A 19347-nucleotide genomic window follows, 5' to 3' on the forward strand; every position below is an offset into this window, starting at 1 on the left:
ACATAGAGGACTTTCTTTGTTCTAAAGCTTAAGTATTAAGAAACGTATTAGAGAAAGATTACTTTACAGCCAACGATTTTAAATGTTTCATCATCAAAAGTTAGTGATGACATTTTTATAGTGTATATTCTATATATAAGTTGATTTCCGTTTCGGCTGGGCGACTCCTTGGAGGATCAGCCATAGCGGAACGAAAAACAACTCACGTTTTGGTAATGAGCCTTAAACTTTAAATTTATTGATTTCTTCCTTCACGGACACCGCTTCTTCGCTTAATGCCTTTGCAACAGCGTTAATTTCTTGAATAGTCGCAGCTTGCTCTTCTATTGTCGATGCTATTGTTTCAGATTGTAGTGCAGTATTACTGGAAGTAGTAGACATATCATTGACCGATGCTGCTATTTCTTCAACACTTGCAGAAATTTGTTGTGTAGAAGCAGACACATCCTCAATCTGAGATGTCATATCACTAATCGATTTTAAAATTCCTTCAAAGGCATTTTGGGCATTCTGAATAAATGTGACACCCTCATCCACATTCAATACAGTTACACTTACAGCCTTTTCTACTTCTCTCGTTTCTTGCTGAATAAGCGCTATTACATCGACTATTTGATTGGCAGATGCTTTGGATTCCTCTGCTAATTTACGTACTTCATCTGCCACTACAGCGAAGCCTTTACCATGCTCTCCTGCACGAGCCGCCTCAATCGCAGCATTTAGTGCTAGAAGATTTGTTTGTTCCGTAATCTCAGTAATTACTTTTGTAATATTAACGATTTCAGCTGATTGTGTGCTTAGCTTCTTAATACGTTCATTTGTTGTATTAGAAGATTGTTGGATAATCGACATTTGGTCTTCTGCGACATGCAACGTTTTTTCACCATTATTTGCAATAGATTGCGTGTCGACTGCTTTAGAATGAAGCATTTGAGTTGCCTCTGCAATACGTTGAACACCTTGGGCAGTTTCATCCATTGTTATCGTACTTTCACGACTAGTAATAGCTGCTTGGTTATCACTAATTGCCATTTTCTCCACAAGATTTGCAATATCATGAGAGGAATTTGAAATTTCATCTGTACTTACTGCTAACTCTTCAGCTGCTGATGTTGTATGCTCAACATTTGCAGTCATGCTATGTATTAATGAATGTAAATTAGACTTCATCAAATTAAAAGAATCTGCCAAATCTTTAATTTCATCCTTCGTTCTAACTTCGATATCCTTTTGGCATAAGTCTCCTTCAGCAATTACCTTTGCTGCAGAAGTTAACTTATTGACAGGAACAATTATGGAACGTACAAATAGTAACCCAACTACTACACAAATCATTGCAATAATACAGAACATCCATAAGAACCACTGCTTATTATTATCAATAAGCTTTTCAACATGCGCTAATGAACTTTGCGTGTCTGTAATGTTTTTTTGTTGCAACAAATCTACTTTGTCATTAATCTCAATTGAAGTCGTATCGAATTTCAGCATTATTTTATTCCCTAGCTCAGGCCCTCCTTGAATATAACTATGGGCCATTTTCTGACCTGAACTATAATACTCATCAAACGCTACTTTAATCGCATCTAATTTTTCCTGCTCTTCCGGATGCATTTTTTTCACTTGTTCCAAATTTTCATGAAAAATTTTGCTATATTTATCTGCTTGCTCAAATCCATCATCTAAATTATTAAGTGCTCTTGTGGCACTAATATCCGTCAAATACTGCTGAACCTGTACGACTGCTAGTTTCATTTCATCTGCTAATAACGTCGTTTGAAGTGTTTTTTCTTTTATCAAATGAACTTGCTCTAGTTGGGATTTGGCATTTTGTTGCTGAAAAATCCCCATCACTAAAACTAATACGACGATAAGACCAAACGACACTATACTTCTCACTTTAATTGTCACAGAATACCCCCTATTTTTACCCTCTGCTATTTTAATCTAGTAACTTCAAAATCATCTTTTTGTAAACTTAATGATACATTATACCTTTCTTATCGACCGAAAGAGTGAAAAAATGTGTAGTTTTCAAGAATTTTTTACCACTTATTGACTACATATGAAATAAGTAATCCTGACAGGCTATAGTGAGATACTTTTACAATCGCCTTAGTTATTTATTTGTGGGTGTCGAACGCTAACTTACCCTTCTGCATATCATATTTATAATCAGGTATGTCATCAATGATAAATCACTATTGAAAGGAGATCGTTATGGTATTTAGACCACCTTATCAGTTCCCAATGTATCCTGGTGGCATGGGAATGCCAAGAATGCCCATGCAAATGCCGATGCAAATGCCAATGCAAATGCCTCCACAGATGTCACCACAGTCCTTTTTCCCGCCCGGAGGCTTTCCAAATCAAGCACGAATGCCGGGTGGCTTTCCAATGTCTAGTGGAATAGGATCATTTGGAGGACAAATGCCAATGCCATCTATGCAGGAGCCATCAAAAATAGGTTCATTTTTGCAGCAGGCGAATAGCTTATTTAACTCAGCGAAAACATATACGCCTTACATTCAGCAAGCAATGCCAATGGTGAAAAATATTCCATCACTTTTAAAATTGTATAAAGGGTTTCAAGGTCTTCCTGCTGCTGGAGCTGCCGCAGGGGCTGGAGCAGTAGCAGCTGAAGCAGCAGCTAGCGGAGGAGGAGGTTCTAGCAAAAGTCGAAAAGCGTCTCGAGAAAATACATCCTATACACCAGCTAACCCACTTCCGTCTAAGCCTCGTATTTTCCAGCCGCCTATGTAGATGAAGGTTTCTTTGTATTCGCCGTTCTTGTCCGTTATAATGTAGATAGGTAAGCTTGAAAGGAGTCACAACCATGCAAGTATTAAAAATTAATCCACGTGGCTATTGCTACGGTGTTGTTGATGCGATGGTCATCGCTCGAAACGCCGCATTAGATAAAACATTACCAAGACCTATCTACATTTTAGGTATGATTGTGCATAATAAACATGTCACGGATGCATTTGAAGAAGATGGCATCATCACATTAGATGGCGAGAATCGTTTAGAAATTATTGAACAAGTTGAAACTGGCACTGTTATTTTCACAGCGCACGGTGTTTCACCTGAAATTCGTGAAATTGCGAAGCGAAAAGGCTTAGTATCCATTGATGCTACATGTCCTGACGTAACAGTTACACACGATTTAATTCGTGAAAAATCATCAAATGGCTATGATATTATTTATATCGGTAAAAAAGGCCATCCTGAGCCAGAAGGAGCAATTGGCGTTGCACCAGATCACGTGCATTTAGTACAATCATCCACTGATATTGATGCATTAAATTTAACGAATGATAAATTACTAGTAACGAATCAAACGACGATGAGTCAATGGGATGTCGCTCATTTAATGGATAGTTTAAAAGAGAAATTCCCACATATTGAAGTGCATAAAGAGATTTGTTTAGCAACCCAGGTACGTCAAGAGGCAGTTGCTCAGCAAGCCGGGGAAGCAGAATTACTTATTGTTGTTGGTGATCCAAAATCCAATAACTCAAATCGTTTAACACAAGTATCTGTTGAAATAGCAGGTACGCCATCTTATCGAATTGCAGACGTTTCTGAGCTAAAAATTGAATGGTTAAAAGGCATTAATTCCGTCGCTGTCACTGCAGGGGCGTCAACGCCAACACCAATTGTAAAAGAGGTTATTTCATTCCTTGATCAATTCGATGAAAATGATGAATCAACACATAGCATTAAGCGTACAGTTACATTAGATAAAATTTTACCTAAAATTAAAACGCCAAAGCCTGTTGATAAAATTATGCCGGACTAATTGAAGAATCCTGATTGTTGAAACAGACAATCAGGATTTTTCATTATTTACTAAAGTAATAGTTGACCGGACGACCAATGCCACCATAATGTACATCCATCGTAATTTCCTTTTGCTTCTCTAAATAATCTAAGTATCGTCTTGCTGTTACGCGTGCAATACCTATACCACTGGCAACTTCTTCGGCCGATGCTCCTTCTACAGATTGCAAATAGTGCACAACTTTCTCTAGTGTTGCACGATTAAACCCTTTAGGTAAACTTTTTTCCGGGCATACGACATTTGTTTGCTGCACCTCATTATGCCCATCATGGTAATGGAATAATTGATCGAGCTCCCCCTGTGTTAGCTCACGCCCTGTTTGTATTTGCTTTTTGAAGCGCAAATAATTTTCAAGCGTGCCTTGCACTCGTTCAAATGAAAAAGGTTTCATAATATAATCAAAGACGCCAAGATGCAGGACCTGTTTGACCGTTTCCATATCATTAGCAGCGGTTACCGTAATTACATCTACTGGTAATTCAAGTTCACGAATTTTTCGTAAGCTTGTCACTCCATCCTGCTCTGGCATGAAAATATCCATAAATACTAATTCTGGTTTAAGTTTTCGAATTTGAGCAATCCCCTCTACTCCATTTGAGGCTTGTCCAATTACTTCAAATCCAGCTATCTTTTCAATAAATTGGCGATTAACTTCTCGCACCATCGGATCGTCCTCTATTAATAAAACCTTTGTTTGTGTCACTGTTAGCCCTCCATACACTCTGTTCTATCTCTATATGTGTAAATTTTCTCAAATGAACCATAAGTAGTCGTCCAGTCTTTACTCTAATCAAAAAACAATTGTTACTCTCAGCCTTTGGTAATATGCCTATTAAGTATGGTAAAAAGTTATTAAAAAGCTTGTTCCCTTATTCGGCTCACTTATGACTTCTATTTCTCCCTTTCCTTTTTGTACAATTTCTTTTATTAAATAAAGTCCAATGCCCCGACCTTTTTTCTCTTTTGTCGAATAACCATTATCAAAAATATGTGATTTTATTTCATTTGTCATGCCTATACCATTATCTGTTACTAGAATTGCAAGCACATCCTCATCCTCATCAACAGAAACATGGATCATTTTTTCTTCAATTTGTACATCCTTTAATGCATCAAAAGCATTTTCAATTAAGTTACCAAATAAAATAACGAAATCATGGTGGTCTAAATTGTTAGGAAATGTTGTCAAACGGCTTTCTCTGTCAATCTCCAGTAGAATTCCCTGCTCTTTCGCATAAGAAATTTTACTAAGGAGAAGCCCTGAAATATTTTCATTTTTAATCCGTTCATTTAAAAAATTTGTAATTTCATCGTGTTCTTCTTTTACTTGCGTTAAGTAAGTGAGTGCTTGTTCATGATGTCCAAGCTGCAAAAGACCAGCAATTGTGTGCAATTTATTTTTATGCTCATGCGTTTGTACGCGTAATGCTTGTACGAATGCCTTAACACCCGTTAATTCCTCTGCAAGTTTTTTCACTTCTGTACGATCCTTAAACATGGCCACAGCGCCAACTGTTTTTCCATTAACTTGTATAGGAATACGATTACTCATAATACTGTGATCATTTATATAGAGCTCACGATTGAAAATAGGTTGATCTAGCTCCAAAATTTCCGGTAATCGTGTATCCGGTAATATATCAAAAATTTTCTTCCCTATTAATGTTGATGGTTGTTTATGTACACCTAATATTTCACACGCTTTTTCATTAAATATTGTGATTGTCAATTCATTATCTATAGCAATAATCCCTTCATGCATTGCGTTAAAGGTTTCTGTTCTTTCTACATACATTTTAGCAATTTCATGAGGCTCTAACCCAAACATTTGCTTTTTCATATGAAGGCCTAATGTATGAGCCCCCCATGCACTAAAGAAAAGAGACAATAAGATTGTAATGATTAATTCTGTTTGAATCGATTGTAGTAACTCCGCAATAGTTAAAACACTATAACCTACTACTACTACACCTATTTGTCTTCCTTCTTTACTCATTATCGGGACGAATGCTCGTACCATATCTCCATGTTCACCATGTGCAATAGATGTATAATAATGCTCAGAAAACGCTGCATTTAGATCACCTGATTGCGAAACACGACCGATCTCTTCTGTTTTTGGATGTGAATACTTGCGCCTTTGCATATCAAGGACAACAATATACTGCGCTCCATTTATATCACGTATTTCTTCCACTACAGGATTAATGTGTTCCGTAGCCTCATTAAAATTATTATTTGCAATGTACGTTTTTAGCTCAGGAAGCTGTGATACTGTTTTTGCGACAAGCAGAGCCTGATTTCCAAGCTTATCCTTTTGTTCATTCATGACATACCCTAGCAAAAATGTACCACCTATACTAAAGGAGAGCATGAGAATAAAAAAAGTCAGAGACATAATTTTTCTCTTCATCGATAATTTTTGAAATTTCAAGATGTACGCCTCCTCTTACTATATTTTAGCTTACTCCATATGTTAGAATAACAAAAACATCAGAAAATACGAATAAATTGGGTGTAATTGATGAAAAAATTTATTATTGGAACAATAGTAACCGTTTTATTATTAACGATAGCGATTGGTGTTCAACAAGGCTTACTATTCGCCAAGCCTCTTCCCTATGACGATGAGCAAAAAGGCTTGGATACACAAATAACGATTCATTTAAGTCATGTAGTAGCTGAGAATACACCAAAAGGACAAGCGGCAAGTAAATTCGCCGAGCTTGTTCAGGAAAAAACAAATGGTGAGGTGAAGGTACACGTCTACCCAAACTCTTCTTTGTTTAATGATGAAAATGAGTTTCAGGCTTTAGAAAATGGAGAAGTAGAAATGATTATCCCTACTTTTTCAAAGATGACATCCTATATACCAAATTTGCAGGTTCTTGATTTACCTTATCTTTTTAATACGGATGATGAAGTCCACGAAGTTCTTACAGGTTCGATTGGTGAAGAATTGTTAAATGAGCTTGAACCTTTTCATATAAAAGGACTAGGTTTTTGGCATAATGGCTTTAAACATTTAACTACTGTCAATCACCCTATTCATAGATTTGAAGACTTAAAAGGCCTACGAGTCCGTACAATGCCAAGTAAAACGCTTGAAAAGCAATTCGAGGCTGTTGGGGCTACCCCAACTCCAATTTCCTTTAGCGAGGTTTTTACTGATTTAGAATCGAATACTATTGATGCTCAGGAAAACACAGCGTCAAACATTTATTCTAAAGGTTTCTATAAGGTGCAAAAGCATATGACATTAACTAAGCATGGCATTTTAGGATACGCTGTTTTAATAAACGATAAGTTTTGGAAATCCTTACCTCCTAAAATCCAAAAACAGATTATGGAGGCAATGAAGGAAACAACAGACTGGCAATTTGAACAAGCTGTAGAAATGAACAAAGAAGATTTACAAAAGCTTGAGCAGCAAGATAACTTTGAGATTTATACGATGAGCAATGAGGAACGACAACGTTTTAAAGAAAAACTAGCACCTGTCTATGATTTTTATAGAAACAATGTACAAAACAACGATGTTTTATCCGAAATAGAAAAAATTGTATCTCCTTAAAGTGAAACTTTTAAACAGTGAGGTTTCTTCACTGCCCGTTATTATGAAATTAATAATTTTGTTCATTAATGATAAAATTCTCACCTTCGTGGGGATTTTTTCTTTTGTATTATAATAGATTCCAAAATTGCAAATCTACTATAAAACAGCCCCAAACTCTTACTATGACTAGTTTTATTGATCCTCCGACTAAAAATGAACAAAATGAACAATAGAAACATTACGGACATAAAAACTATTGTCGGAAAATTTCAGCTATGATAACCACATGAAAGCGTTCACATAATATTCATAAGTAGTGTAAGGGGAGAACTTTATGCGTATAAATTTTAAAAACTTAACTGTACAAGTACTGATTGCCATTGTGCTAGGTATTATTGTAGGTGCTACGTTTCCAGAGTTCGGAGCGAAGTTAAAAATATTAGCAGATATTTTTATTAAATTAATTAAGATGTTAATAGCTCCTATCATTTTCTTAACAGTCGTTATCGGAATTGGTAGTATGGGCGATGTAAAAAAAGTTGGTAAAATTGGCGGGAAGGCATTAATTTATTTTGAAATTGTCTCTACTTTCGCACTAGCGATCGGCTTAATCGTTGTCAATATTGTACAACCTGGTAAAGGATTTAATACAGCAGCTGCTAACGGTGCAGATGTTTCTCAATATACAGAGGCAGCAGCCGCTACAGAACATGGTATTGGTGCATTCATTATGCAAATTATACCTGATAATGTTGTAGGAGCACTCGCAAATGGAGAGTTATTACCTGTTTTATTCTCAGCTGTTTTATTTGGCGTAGCAGCTGCTGCTATTGGTGAACCAGCTAAACCGGTTATTACATTTTTCGAACGAGTAGCAGATATATTCTTTAAAATTGTTAATATGGTCATGAAGGTTTCCCCGATTGGTGCATTTGGTGCAATGAGCTACACAATCGGAAATTTTGGTCTTAAATCACTTGGAAACTTAGGATTTTTAATGTTATCCGTGTATATTACAATGTTTATCTTTATCGTCGTGATCATTGGTCTTATTTCACGTTACTTCGGGTTTAGTATTTTTAAGTTCATTAAATATATTAAAGATGAAATTTTTATCGTTATTGGGACATCATCATCAGAATCTGCACTGCCTTCGATGATGCGCAAATTAGAAAACTATGGTTGCTCAAAACAGGTTGTTGGTCTTGTCATTCCAACAGGGTACTCCTTTAACCTTGATGGCACGTCCATTTACTTATCCATGGCGGCTATTTTTATAGCACAAGCTTATGGAGTTGATTTAGATGTTTGGCATCAAATTACATTGCTTGCTATTTTAATGCTAACATCTAAAGGTGCGGCTGGTGTAACAGGCTCAGGCTTTATTACGCTCGCAGCAACATTAGCAGCATTCCCTATGATTCCAGTGGAAGGGATTGCACTTTTAATCGGGGTCGACCGCTTTATGTCTGAGGCTCGCGCCGTAACAAACTTAATTGGTAATGGTGTAGCAACTGTTGTCGTGTCAAAAATGGAAAAAGAATTCGATCCAGAACAAGAAAAACGTGCCCTTGCAGGAGAAGTCACAACTCAATAATAAAAACAAAGGCTGTCCGAACATGAAAATCTCACATGATCGGTCAGCCTTTTTTATTGTTAAACTTTTTTTATCTAAAAAAAACTTACGCATTTTATCATTCATTTATGATCCCTCTCTCTAACTGTCTATCAAAATTTTTGTTGAAGGTGAAACCTGGAGTTAAGCTTCCCCGTATAATAAGTAGATTGGAGGCTTTTTTATGACTACATTTACCCTTACCTATCCAAAAGCTTTCGAAAGCTTTGCAAATATACCTATTGTGAACGAACAAAATGAGACGGTTTGTTTGCTACAAAAGGTTGAACGTTCATCCGTTGGAAAAGTAATCAACGCTGTAATGTTAGTTGCTGCACAGCAGACATTGCCACATCGCTATGAAGCTCGTACTACTTTAGGAGCACCGCTTTTTCAAGTGCAATTTACACCATTAACAAAGGGTGTTAGCCATCAGCTTATTATGCCAGATGGATCCATTTTACCGATACAACGGAAGACGGTTCAATTACTTGAATCCTCCTACTCCTTTACAATGGATGGACTCGCTTTTCGCTTTGAAAAGGATTTTACTTCAACCGCCTATTTATATTGTAATGATGAAAAAATCGCAAGTGCTAGTACTATAGAAACTGAGCTTTTGCGTATTGGGATATCTTTTAAACTTTTTAACTCTGACGATACGCTCTTTGTTGCTTTGCTAGCAACTCTGTATCAGGCTTTATTCTCAATGAGTAATAAGTAGGCTCCTCACCAAAACGGTGATTCGTTACCATTCCAATTGGACACTTTCCTAGGGGTTTCAGTCGCAAATTCCTAGGAGTCGACCAGCCTCGCACCATTTTATATACATAAAAATTCGGTTTAAATAGATATGAACGATAAAACTCCTATTGCTAGGAGTTTTTTTGATGGTAGTAATTATATTAAATATCTTCTATGCATTTACAACTACTTGTCGTTGATTTCTCATAAAAGCCAGTTTATGGCTTCCACTACTGCTAGAATCATTCAATATATTCCGGGACACGAAATAAATTCGCTTTGTTTTGACCTTTTTATGCCATCCCTCAAAAAGAGGAGTACACTAAAGAAGTAGAAATACTATACTTTCGGAGGCATTTACAATGAATACAAAAGCAGCAGATATCAAAAATTTAATGACGCTAGATCTACTTATTCAAATCCTAGAGGAACGCGGTATTATGACAGATAGAGAATTAAAAGAACGTCTTACTAATAACGTTAAACTTTCCTCAATGGATGCAGATTTAAAAGAGAAAGTCATTGAAGAAATAAAACATTAATGGAATGGATGGCATATCAAAAAGGGCCGCTTCTTAAGCAATAAAAATACTGTAAGCGGTCCTTTTTTAAATATGCACTTTTAGTTCCTTCACATATACCGCAGTCCCTGTTATCGTAATATTCAGTTTCCCCTCATCGTTTTTTACATGTACATGCACACGCCCATCCTTCCCAAGTTCCTGACCCTGTTCTACAATAAGTGTTTTTGGCAATTGAGCTTTCTGATCGATATAATTTGCATAATATGCTCCCATTACACCAGAAGCAGTGCCTGTAGTTATATCTTCAATTGTTCCAGAATAAGGTGATGAAAAGTGCCTTGCGTGCATATTTGCATTCTTATCAAATGCCTCTAAGCAAAAAGGATGCAAGGATGCTTTTGGCATTTCTTCAAGGATAGTTGGAAAATCTGCAGATTGCGGTGTCATTCTTTCAAAGTATGTTAAATTTTTAATTGGTATTAGCAATGTCCAAATTCCTGTACTTCCATAGACTATCGGTAATTCAGGATGTATCGCTTCCTCTGTTAGTCCAATTGATTGTGCAAGTTTAGATTTTGAACCATTAAAGGCTTCAAACTGAGGTGTTACATGTTGCATAGTAATATAAATTTGTCCTGCTTGTTGCTCTTTTATCTCAATTGGAAGAATTCCTGCTTTCGTCTCAATAGTTAGTTTTGACTTATCTTCTAGTAAACCTTGTGTTTTTAATGCATATATCGTAGCCATCGTTGCATGCCCACATAAATTTACCTCATGCTCTGGTGTAAAATAACGTATACGTAAATCTGCTTTATCCGATTTTAGCGCAAAGGCTGTTTCGTTAAAGCCTACTTGCTTAGCAATAGCCTGCATTTCCATTTCACTATACTGATTTCCCTCAATGACGACACCTGCTGGATTCCCCATATTAGGGATCGCACTAAACGCATCATAATGATCTACGGTAACCATTTTCATATACTTTTCCTCCTTTATTTAAGCTTAGCTACGCACAAACTACTGTTTACTACCAAGCCTTTCAAACGGCCACAATACAAAGCCTGCAGTTCCTAAAATTTTATCTTGCGAAACGAATCCGATATCCAAATTCCGACTATCTATGCTTTGTCGACGATTATCCCCAAGTACGAAAAAATGACCCTCTGGTACAGTCATTTCCCCTAATTGTTCCTCTAGAGTGAAATCATATGTAAAATCACCTTTATCAAGTAATCCTTCTTTATATTCTGTTAAATAGGGCTCATCAAAAGCCTCCCCGTTTATAAATAAAACGTCATCTTTGTAGGCTACACGATCTCCTGGTAAACCGATAATTCTTTTAATATAATGCTTATCTTGCTTTGTTTCAAAGACAATAACATCGAAGCGGTCATAATCGGTAATTCGTGGTCCCACTTTATTAACAATAACTTTATCTCCAGTTTCAAAAGTCGGCTCCATTGAGGCACCTTTTACAACTACAGGCGATAGAATAAAATAACGTACACTCATTGTAAAAATGATTGCCATTCCAATCACTTTAAACCATGACCAAAATTCATTCTTAGTTTGTTTTTGTGTCACACTTTACACTCCAATCCTTTTTCCTTCAAATCCAATCCGATTACATTATTAATGGAGACGAATTCCATTCAGAAAAGTTCCATAATTCTAAAAATCATTGAATTCTAAAATGCCTATTATTTTTTTGATTCAAGAAAACGTAATTTGCCATTTACAAACGAAGGGCTTACCTATGAAACAGCTCATTGGGAAGCATTAAATAATGATTCTCATACGACAATTTATATATCCGATATCGATGCAAATCGAGAAGATGCTTGGTATTTCTATTTAAAAGATGAAAAAGAGTTAGATGTCCTATACAAAGAGATTTTTCAAAAGATTGAAACGTTATAAATTTTTTTGTATTTGCCACTCGAAAACCAGCGTATTCGAAAATTCTCGAATACGCTTTTAATTTTGGAAAAACAACAATCAAGTTAAACAGAGTCAAATAAAAAAGCAATATGTACTTTTTATTGTACATATTGCTAAAGATCCCTATCGAATCGTTTTTAATGCTGTTGCCCAAGGAACAAGCTGATCTAACATTTGATTTACTGAATCTGCTTGCACATCCTTCGGTTTAAAGACCGAGCCGTTTTCGAAGTCAGTAAATAAGGATAGAGCAGGATGCACGCGAACATCTGCTACTAATAATTCACCAAGAATTCCACGTAAATGTTCAGCCGCTCTTGCACCACCGACAGAACCATAAGAAACAATACCTGCGGCCTTATTATTCCATTCCACGCGTAAGTAGTCTAATGCATTTTTTAGTGCACCGGTAATGGAATGATTATATTCCCCAACGATAAAAACAAACCCATCACATGCAGCAACACTTTGCGACCACTCAGCTACTCCAGAAGTATCTCCTCCTGGCTCACCTAGCAATGGTAATTTAAAGTTAGCGATATCAATTATTTCATATTCCGCATCACGACGCTTTTCTGCTACTGCCTTTACCCATTCACCAACTTGTGGGCTTAAACGCCCTTCACGAGTACTCCCTAAAATAACCCCAATTTTCAACATATGACTCCTCCTTCATTCATCCCTTAAATTGTGACCGAATCATTCACTTACATTAAAAACGGTTCTCTTAGCCATGTTGTACAGGAATCCATTTCTTTATTCAATATACATATAGTTAATTAAACCATTTTTACTTTGAATTAAATTATCTTTAATCCAAGATAAAAATATCATATATTTATAAAAAATACCAATTATTTCATTTAAATTAAATTATTTTAATTTAGTAGGTCTTTCTAATGCTGCAAGTTCATCCTCAATTGAAGCATATTGTCTTTCTACAACATATTTGGTATCCGATATAGCTGCATTATAAATATGCGGAGCAATATTTTCCTTTATAAAATCAAATACTCTTTCTGCTTCAAATTCAGAAATATCCTCATCTCGATTATTGTAGAAAAATCGTTGAATATCAGCTATTATTGTTTCTTGTTGTTCTTTTGTTAATCGAATAAACAATCCAAAACGCTCCTCTCATTGCAATGAATACTCACCTATCATAACACTCTAAAATTAATCCATGCATAAAAAGACTGAATTTTATTTTATAGTGATGAAAACAAAATACGCAAAAAAATTTGGTGAATGTTATGGCACTTCCAGTGAGGGTGATTTCCGTTCCAGGCTACTCGCACAACAAAGCGCCCAGCCGGAACGGAAATCAGCCCCTAGTTTTGTAGAAGATCATACTTTATTTAATAGGACACCTAAATTTCTTTAACACAATAGTTTTTCAACAACACAAAAAGGCTGAATTATATTACATACTATAATTCAGCCTTTTTAATATTACTGGTTACATTTAAATGAATAGTTTGTTGATAGAAACTTCTTTTCTTTTGAGACGATGGCTTCGCCGCCATCTTTTTCACATTGCTCGGTCATCGCATCAATTTTTTTGGCATTCATCGTATTTGTCATAACTGTCATGCCTACCCCAAACACAGCAATTAGCAAACCAATCATGATCCATAACTTGCCGCCTTTATTGCCAGCAGGTCTTTCATTCGCCACAGATATTCCCCTCTCTTACACGAATAAAAACGGTTCTGTATGAATAGTAGATTGTACAAATTCAACAGAATATTTTTTATCCTCACACATTCTTGTCATCTTTTTAGCTACTCCGGCAATCATCACCTTCTCCACATGATGACCTGGATCTACGATTTGCAGACCAATTGCTTGAGCGTCCTGGGCAGTATGGAAATACATATCACCTGTTAAAAATACATCTGCCCCTGCACGTTTCGCAGAATAGATATATTTATTGCCGTCGCCTCCGACAAGCGCAACTTTTTTCACTTTCGACTGTAAATCGCCAACAACTCGGACAGCAGGTACGTCTAACTGCTTCTTGACAAATTGTGTGAATTCGTGAAGAGTCATTTCCTGTGGTAAAAAACCAACTCGCCCTAAGCCCATTACATTTGTTTGCTGGTCTAGACGAATGAGATCATAGGCAGGTTCTTCATATGGATGTGCATTTAACATTGCCTTTAACACACGATTTTTTACGGATTCCGGAAATACTACTTCTATCTTTACTTCTTCTTCAACATGTAATTCACCGATAGCACCTACATGTGGATTTGCACCTTCTAGTGGACGGAAGCGCCCTTCCCCCATTGTAGTATAACTACACGCTTCATAATCGCCAATACGACCTGCTCCTGCCTTTGCTAATGCCTCGCGTAAATCAGTGGCATTTGCAGTCGGTATAAAAACAGCCAGCTTCAACATATTTTCCGCATATGTTTCTTCGAGAATAAAACGGTTTTCAAGCTGGAGAGCATCTGCTAGTAAATCGTTAACACCATCTTCAGCCACATCTAGATTCGTATGTGCTGCATAAACAGCAATATCATTTTTAATAAGCTTTTCATATAAACGCCCAGCTGGATTGTCAGTACGAATATTCGAAAGTCGTCTAAAAATCGGTGGATGATGTGCAATGATTAGTTCGCATCCTTGAGCAATAGCCTCATCGGCTACTTCTTCATTTACATCTAACGTGACTAATACTTTTCTTACAGGTTTGTTTAAAGTGCCAATCGCAAGACCAATAGGGTCATTTTCCATACAGGCTAGCTTTTTAGGCGACCATGATTCAAACAATTGAATAATTTCCTGACCGTTTACTGTCTTCATCTCACAGAACCCCTTCCACTAAATTGAGTAGAGCCACTAACTCTGCACGTTTTTCTTCAATTTCAGGTGTTTGATCTGCCCCTTCAATAGACTGTAATACACGCTGCCAATTTTCTTTTTCACGAGCCCATTTTTTTATAAATGCTGGTGATTTTCGTTGCATTAATCTCGGACCAAATATAATTTCCGGTTCCGTTAACGTCATTGTGCTTCTTTGCAATACAAGAATTTCATAAATTTTTTCGTCTTCCTCTAAAATCTCTTCGTCCTGGATTGCCCAATTATGTGCTAATGCCCATTCACGAATCACTTTAGCATGAATATTTGGCTGCAAAATAAGCCTTGTTACCCCATTTAATTTTTCAGGATGCTTCTCTAAAATGGAGACAATCAAAGGACCGCCCATTCCAGCAATAGTAACAGTATCAACATGGTCCGTTTCTTCCACTGCCGCTAAACCACTCGCAAGTCGTACTGTAATTTTTTCTGTTAAGCCTTCTTTTTGCACTTGTCCTACTGCTGATTCAAATGGCCCTTTCACAACTTCTCCTGCAACTGCATAAGAAGCAATACCTTTATGAATTAAGTAGCATGGTAAATATGCATGATCGCTCCCAATATCAGCTACAACTGCGCCTGAGGGAACAAAGCTTGCTACTGTTTCTAATCGTTTTGATAATTTTTGTGCATTCATTTTTTTACCGCCTGTCTTCAATAGTGTCCATTCTTAGTATGTATGATGTCGAGAAAAAAAACAAATGGAGTTGCCTCAAAAATTTTGAGCAACTCCATTTTACTGAAGATAAATAAATTGTAGCTGCACCAATTACGATTAAACGCTTTCGGTGCAGCTACTTTTATCAATTATGCCTCGGCAGAATTGCGTCCGGAATTGGCTTTGTGCTTAGGCCTGCACGATGCAGGTCAGTTAGCCGTTATCGCATGGATGCGATGAATTTAGGCTAACATCCCCTAAGCACTCCTTTCCGATTCCGTGACATCTGCCAGAGGCTTTAACTTCTGAAAGAAGTTAAACTATTTTAGAGTTGAAATGTACTTAGCGATTTCTTTTGCTTCCGCTTCAGTTTTCATTCCAGGTGTCATTGGTGTGCCTTCGATACCGTTAGTTAAAACGTCTACGATATGAGCCTCATCTAATCCATGTAAGTTTGGACCTACAGAACCAGTTAAGTCAGCAGCGTGACAGCCAATACAAGATTGTACTAAAGCTGAACCGTCATCAGTAGCTTCTGTCTTTTCGCCACCGCCCTCTTTTTCAGTAGCAATTTCTTTTTTGTTATCTGCACCTGTTAAAGACATGAAGAAAATAAGACCAACACCAAATGCAAGAATTAAGATGTAAGGAACGACTGGATTGTTTTTCATATGTTTCCCCTCCTCATTGTAAATCTACTTCTATTATAATATAGAATCAGTCAACATCTAATATTGTACTTCATTAACCATGAAACGAAAAGACCATTCGCTAAGTTTTCCTTTGTTTGTAACAAATTCGACATTTCTGTATCTATTGGATAAAATATGTCTTGAAATCGCCAATATTTGGACTATCTATTATCTTTTTAGCAATCAATTATGCCTTTCCAAAATCGGCTTGAAGAAGTTTATCTAAGATTCATTACACGTTGTTATCTTTCCTCTATTTACGCATTCATATACCAAGAAAATTAAAATATCTTATTGATATTTGCTAATAGAATACGCCATAGTAATAAGTTCTATTATCATGGCTCATCACCATAACGTATGGTTGATTTCCGTTCCGGCTGGGCGCTTTGTTGTTGCTGTCGCTTCGCTTTCGCACAGATAAAACATTTGTTGCTGTCGCTACGCTTTCGCACAGATAAAACATTTGCTGACGCTTCGCTTTCGCACAGATAAAACATTTGCTGACGCTTCGCTTTCGCACAGAGCAAAGCTTCCTGGGGGCGTCCGATGAGCCGCTTCACTCGCACTGCTCGCTGCAGGGTCTCGGGCCAACAGATGTCTTTTGCGCGAAAGCGTGAGTGCAACGTAGCGGCTGCAGCAGGATGTTGGTCACGGAGGCGTTATACAGGATGTGATGTTTTTAGCCTCCGTTCCTCTATTGCTGATCCCCGAGGAGTCGCCCAGCCTCCACTCCAATCAACTTATATAAAAATCAGCCACAACTTCCGGTAATTAACCATTAATATTCTATACCTACTGATATCAGTTACTCAGACTATTGTTTTTAGTCTTCAGTAATTTACATGGATAAATTTCGAGATTACATATTATACCAAAAGAATCTGTAAGCTATATAAAAGCATACAGATCCTTGTCATTTGTTGGCGAACTAATTTACAAAATGGGTTCTTATAATAAGTTTATGATATAATAGCTGATCAGTGCTAGTAACCCTAGGACACCTGAGACCGTGAAATAAAGTAGCTTCATTTTTAAACCTGACCAAAGCCAAACTCCACAGTTCGCTGCAATCAAGCAAAACAATGCGGTATTATTTCCGTTAAAATATGTAGTGTAAATTCGAATAGACATACTGAACAATAAAACAGCGGCTAGCAAATGGAAAACAGGCGCTAATAAATCATTTTTTCGTGCCATTCGAAATGCCGTCAGAAATAATACTATAGCAGCTATTCCAACGACTATCGTTAAAATGATCATGAAAGATGGTATTGTAAAATAAAAAGTTAGCAGAGTAATCATCGCAATACATATACCTGCAATTACAAGTAGCAGCTTTCTCTTTTCAGAAGGCAAAATAGCTTGTTTATGATGTACTGGTTCTAACTCCTCTAAATTTTCCCCCTCTGCATAAAGAGCGGCTAAAAAGTCACAGTAATGTTCTGGTAATAGCTTATTTTGCTTCCAAAACAAAATCTCATTCAAGATTATTTTTTTTCGAGGATTTGTCATAATTTTTGCTCCAAACATTGCTTTATATGGTTGTTATTCCAATTTTATCTCAAAACATTGCCGAACACATCTATATAAAGTAGCAAAAATATTTAGTTTGTCACATTCTAGTACATGATATAAACATTTTCGAAACAATATTTTCTTTTGATAGACTTTGTTTATACGAGTATTTTTCTGATTCAATAGTAGCACAAAAAGGGCTATCTAATTAGTCATCACTAATTAGATAGCCCTAGTCTGTATACCTTATTCTAAGAAATCTTTTAAACGTTTGCTACGAGAAGGGTGGCGTAGCTTTCTAAGTGCCTTAGCCTCAATTTGGCGAATACGTTCACGTGTTACACCAAATACTTTTCCTACCTCTTCTAACGTACGTGTGCGACCATCATCTAGACCGAAACGTAAGCGAAGTACATTTTCTTCACGGTCAGTTAATGTATCTAACACATCCTCTAATTGCTCTTTTAACAATTCATAAGCTGCATGGTCAGATGGAGATTGGGCTTCAGAATCCTCAATAAAGTCTCCTAAATGTGAATCATCTTCTTCTCCAATTGGTGTTTCAAGAGATACTGGTTCTTGCGCAATTTTTAAAATTTCACGTACTTTTTCAGGTGTTAAATCCATTTCTTCCCCAATTTCTTCTGGAGATGGTTCGCGACCTAAGTCTTGTAGTAATTGGCGTTGTACTCGAATTAATTTATTAATTGTTTCGACCATATGCACTGGAATACGAATTGTACGTGCTTGGTCCGCAATAGCACGTGTAATTGCTTGACGGATCCACCATGTTGCATAAGTAGAGAATTTAAAGCCTTTACGGTAGTCAAACTTCTCAACAGCCTTGATAAGCCCCATATTCCCCTCTTGAATTAAATCAAGGAATAGCATTCCACGGCCAACATATCGTTTTGCAATCGATACAACAAGACGTAAGTTTGCTTCCGCTAGACGTTTACGTGCTTCTTCATCACCTTGCTCAATACGCTCAGCTAGAGCGATTTCTTGCTCGGCAGAAAGTAAATCAACTCGACCAATTTCTTTTAAATACATACGTACAGGGTCATTTATTTTAACACCCGGTGGTACACTCAAATCATTTAAATCGAAAGTCTCTTCGTTTGCTTCTTCTTTCATTAAGCTTTCTTCTTCAAACTCTTCTTTTCCAATGATTTGAATGTCTTTTGCCTTTTCAAGATCCTCAGCAAAGTGGAAAATCTCTTCGTTCTCCAATTCATAAGGCGCAAGTTTCTCTGAAATTTCTTTCATTGAAATTTCACCTTCTGTTTTTGCTTTTTCTTGTAGTAGCTTTTTTGCTTCATCTAATGTAATTTCTACTTCTACCTCTTTTGAACGTTCTGACTTGTCCGCCATAAACCTT

Annotated in this window: 20 protein-coding genes; 7 read left to right on the forward strand and 13 right to left on the reverse strand. The window is 36.7% G+C overall.

From position 1 onward, the window contains the following. Positions 1-222: 222 nt before the first annotated feature. The gene (locus AC3WSK_RS12760; protein ID WP_079563832.1) at positions 223-1911 is read right to left on the reverse strand and encodes a methyl-accepting chemotaxis protein; all 1689 of its coding nucleotides are present in this window, start codon (positions 1909-1911) and stop codon (positions 223-225) included. 309 nt (positions 1912-2220) lie between these two features. On the opposite strand from AC3WSK_RS12760, the gene vrrA reads away from it, so the two are divergent. Beyond that, positions 2221-2763: a VrrA/YqfQ family protein gene (vrrA, locus tag AC3WSK_RS12765; protein ID WP_427483603.1), complete on the forward strand. Its 543-nt coding sequence runs from the start codon at positions 2221-2223 to the stop codon at positions 2761-2763. A 73-nt stretch (positions 2764-2836) separates the two neighbouring features. Next, complete coding sequence (locus AC3WSK_RS12770; RefSeq protein ID WP_079563836.1) at positions 2837-3805, forward strand: 4-hydroxy-3-methylbut-2-enyl diphosphate reductase; 969 nt, start codon at positions 2837-2839, stop codon at positions 3803-3805. Positions 3806-3848: 43 nt separating this feature from the next. Here the strand turns inward: AC3WSK_RS12770 and AC3WSK_RS12775 are convergent, their stop codons facing one another. Both AC3WSK_RS12775 and AC3WSK_RS12780 read right to left on the reverse strand, forming a co-directional pair. Then, positions 3849-4550 carry a response regulator gene (locus AC3WSK_RS12775; RefSeq protein WP_492413423.1) on the reverse strand — a complete coding sequence of 234 codons (702 nt, stop codon included), beginning with the start codon at positions 4548-4550 and terminating at the stop codon, positions 3849-3851. 129 nt (positions 4551-4679) lie between these two features. Beyond that, positions 4680-6260: an ATP-binding protein gene (locus AC3WSK_RS12780; RefSeq protein WP_427483614.1), complete on the reverse strand. Its 1581-nt coding sequence runs from the start codon at positions 6258-6260 to the stop codon at positions 4680-4682. A 111-nt stretch (positions 6261-6371) separates the two neighbouring features. Here AC3WSK_RS12780 and AC3WSK_RS12785 point away from each other — a divergent pair, with 111 nt between their 5' ends. From AC3WSK_RS12785 to AC3WSK_RS12800, 4 genes are all read left to right on the forward strand, one after another. Continuing rightward, on the forward strand, positions 6372-7421 hold the full coding sequence (locus AC3WSK_RS12785; protein ID WP_492413425.1) for a TRAP transporter substrate-binding protein: 1050 nt from the start codon (positions 6372-6374) through the stop codon (positions 7419-7421). A 316-nt stretch (positions 7422-7737) separates the two neighbouring features. Further along, positions 7738-9000, forward strand: coding sequence for a dicarboxylate/amino acid:cation symporter (locus tag AC3WSK_RS12790; protein WP_492413427.1), 1263 nt, complete (start codon positions 7738-7740; stop codon positions 8998-9000). Positions 9001-9202: 202 nt separating this feature from the next. Then, positions 9203-9742, forward strand: a complete 540-nt coding sequence (locus AC3WSK_RS12795; protein WP_079563848.1) for a tubby C-terminal domain-like protein — start codon at positions 9203-9205, stop codon at positions 9740-9742. 382 nt (positions 9743-10124) lie between these two features. After that, a complete protein-coding gene (locus AC3WSK_RS12800) occupies positions 10125-10304 on the forward strand; it encodes a hypothetical protein (protein ID WP_079563850.1) in 180 nt (59 codons plus the stop codon). 66 nt (positions 10305-10370) lie between these two features. Here AC3WSK_RS12800 and AC3WSK_RS12805 read toward each other — a convergent pair whose 3' ends face one another. After that, positions 10371-11264, reverse strand: coding sequence for a PhzF family phenazine biosynthesis isomerase (locus AC3WSK_RS12805; RefSeq protein WP_079563852.1), 894 nt, complete (start codon positions 11262-11264; stop codon positions 10371-10373). 39 nt (positions 11265-11303) lie between these two features. After that, positions 11304-11870, reverse strand: a complete 567-nt coding sequence (gene lepB, locus AC3WSK_RS12810) for a signal peptidase I (protein WP_079563855.1) — start codon at positions 11868-11870, stop codon at positions 11304-11306. A 144-nt stretch (positions 11871-12014) separates the two neighbouring features. On the opposite strand from lepB, the gene AC3WSK_RS12815 reads away from it, so the two are divergent. Next, positions 12015-12206 carry a hypothetical protein gene (locus AC3WSK_RS12815; RefSeq protein ID WP_240518381.1) on the forward strand — a complete coding sequence of 64 codons (192 nt, stop codon included), beginning with the start codon at positions 12015-12017 and terminating at the stop codon, positions 12204-12206. A gap of 144 nt (positions 12207-12350) precedes the next feature. Here the strand turns inward: AC3WSK_RS12815 and AC3WSK_RS12820 are convergent, their stop codons facing one another. The 8 genes from AC3WSK_RS12820 to rpoD all read right to left on the reverse strand — a co-directional run bounded on the left by AC3WSK_RS12820 (position 12351) and on the right by rpoD (position 19340). Beyond that, positions 12351-12887 (reverse strand): NADPH-dependent FMN reductase, encoded by a 537-nt coding sequence (locus tag AC3WSK_RS12820; protein WP_079563857.1) that lies wholly within the window; start codon positions 12885-12887, stop codon positions 12351-12353. A gap of 213 nt (positions 12888-13100) precedes the next feature. Then, positions 13101-13349: a DUF2164 domain-containing protein gene (locus AC3WSK_RS12825; RefSeq protein ID WP_079563859.1), complete on the reverse strand. Its 249-nt coding sequence runs from the start codon at positions 13347-13349 to the stop codon at positions 13101-13103. Positions 13350-13679: 330 nt separating this feature from the next. After that, the gene (locus tag AC3WSK_RS12830; protein ID WP_079563862.1) at positions 13680-13904 is read right to left on the reverse strand and encodes a hypothetical protein; all 225 of its coding nucleotides are present in this window, start codon (positions 13902-13904) and stop codon (positions 13680-13682) included. Positions 13905-13919: 15 nt separating this feature from the next. Further along, complete coding sequence (locus AC3WSK_RS12835) at positions 13920-15041, reverse strand: Nif3-like dinuclear metal center hexameric protein (protein WP_079563864.1); 1122 nt, start codon at positions 15039-15041, stop codon at positions 13920-13922. A gap of 1 nt (position 15042) precedes the next feature. Beyond that, the gene (locus tag AC3WSK_RS12840) at positions 15043-15735 is read right to left on the reverse strand and encodes a tRNA (adenine(22)-N(1))-methyltransferase (RefSeq protein ID WP_427483599.1); all 693 of its coding nucleotides are present in this window, start codon (positions 15733-15735) and stop codon (positions 15043-15045) included. A gap of 341 nt (positions 15736-16076) precedes the next feature. Beyond that, the gene (locus AC3WSK_RS12845) at positions 16077-16427 is read right to left on the reverse strand and encodes a c-type cytochrome (protein WP_079563868.1); all 351 of its coding nucleotides are present in this window, start codon (positions 16425-16427) and stop codon (positions 16077-16079) included. A 972-nt stretch (positions 16428-17399) separates the two neighbouring features. Continuing rightward, positions 17400-17963, reverse strand: coding sequence for a hypothetical protein (locus AC3WSK_RS12850; protein WP_079563870.1), 564 nt, complete (start codon positions 17961-17963; stop codon positions 17400-17402). Between the two features lie 249 nt (positions 17964-18212). Next, entirely contained in the window at positions 18213-19340 is a 1128-nt protein-coding gene (gene rpoD, locus AC3WSK_RS12855; RefSeq protein WP_079563872.1) for an RNA polymerase sigma factor RpoD, read from the reverse strand. Between the last annotated feature and the right edge of the window lie 7 nt (positions 19341-19347).

This window comes from Lysinibacillus sp. EB271-A1-10B, from assembly GCF_058791335.1.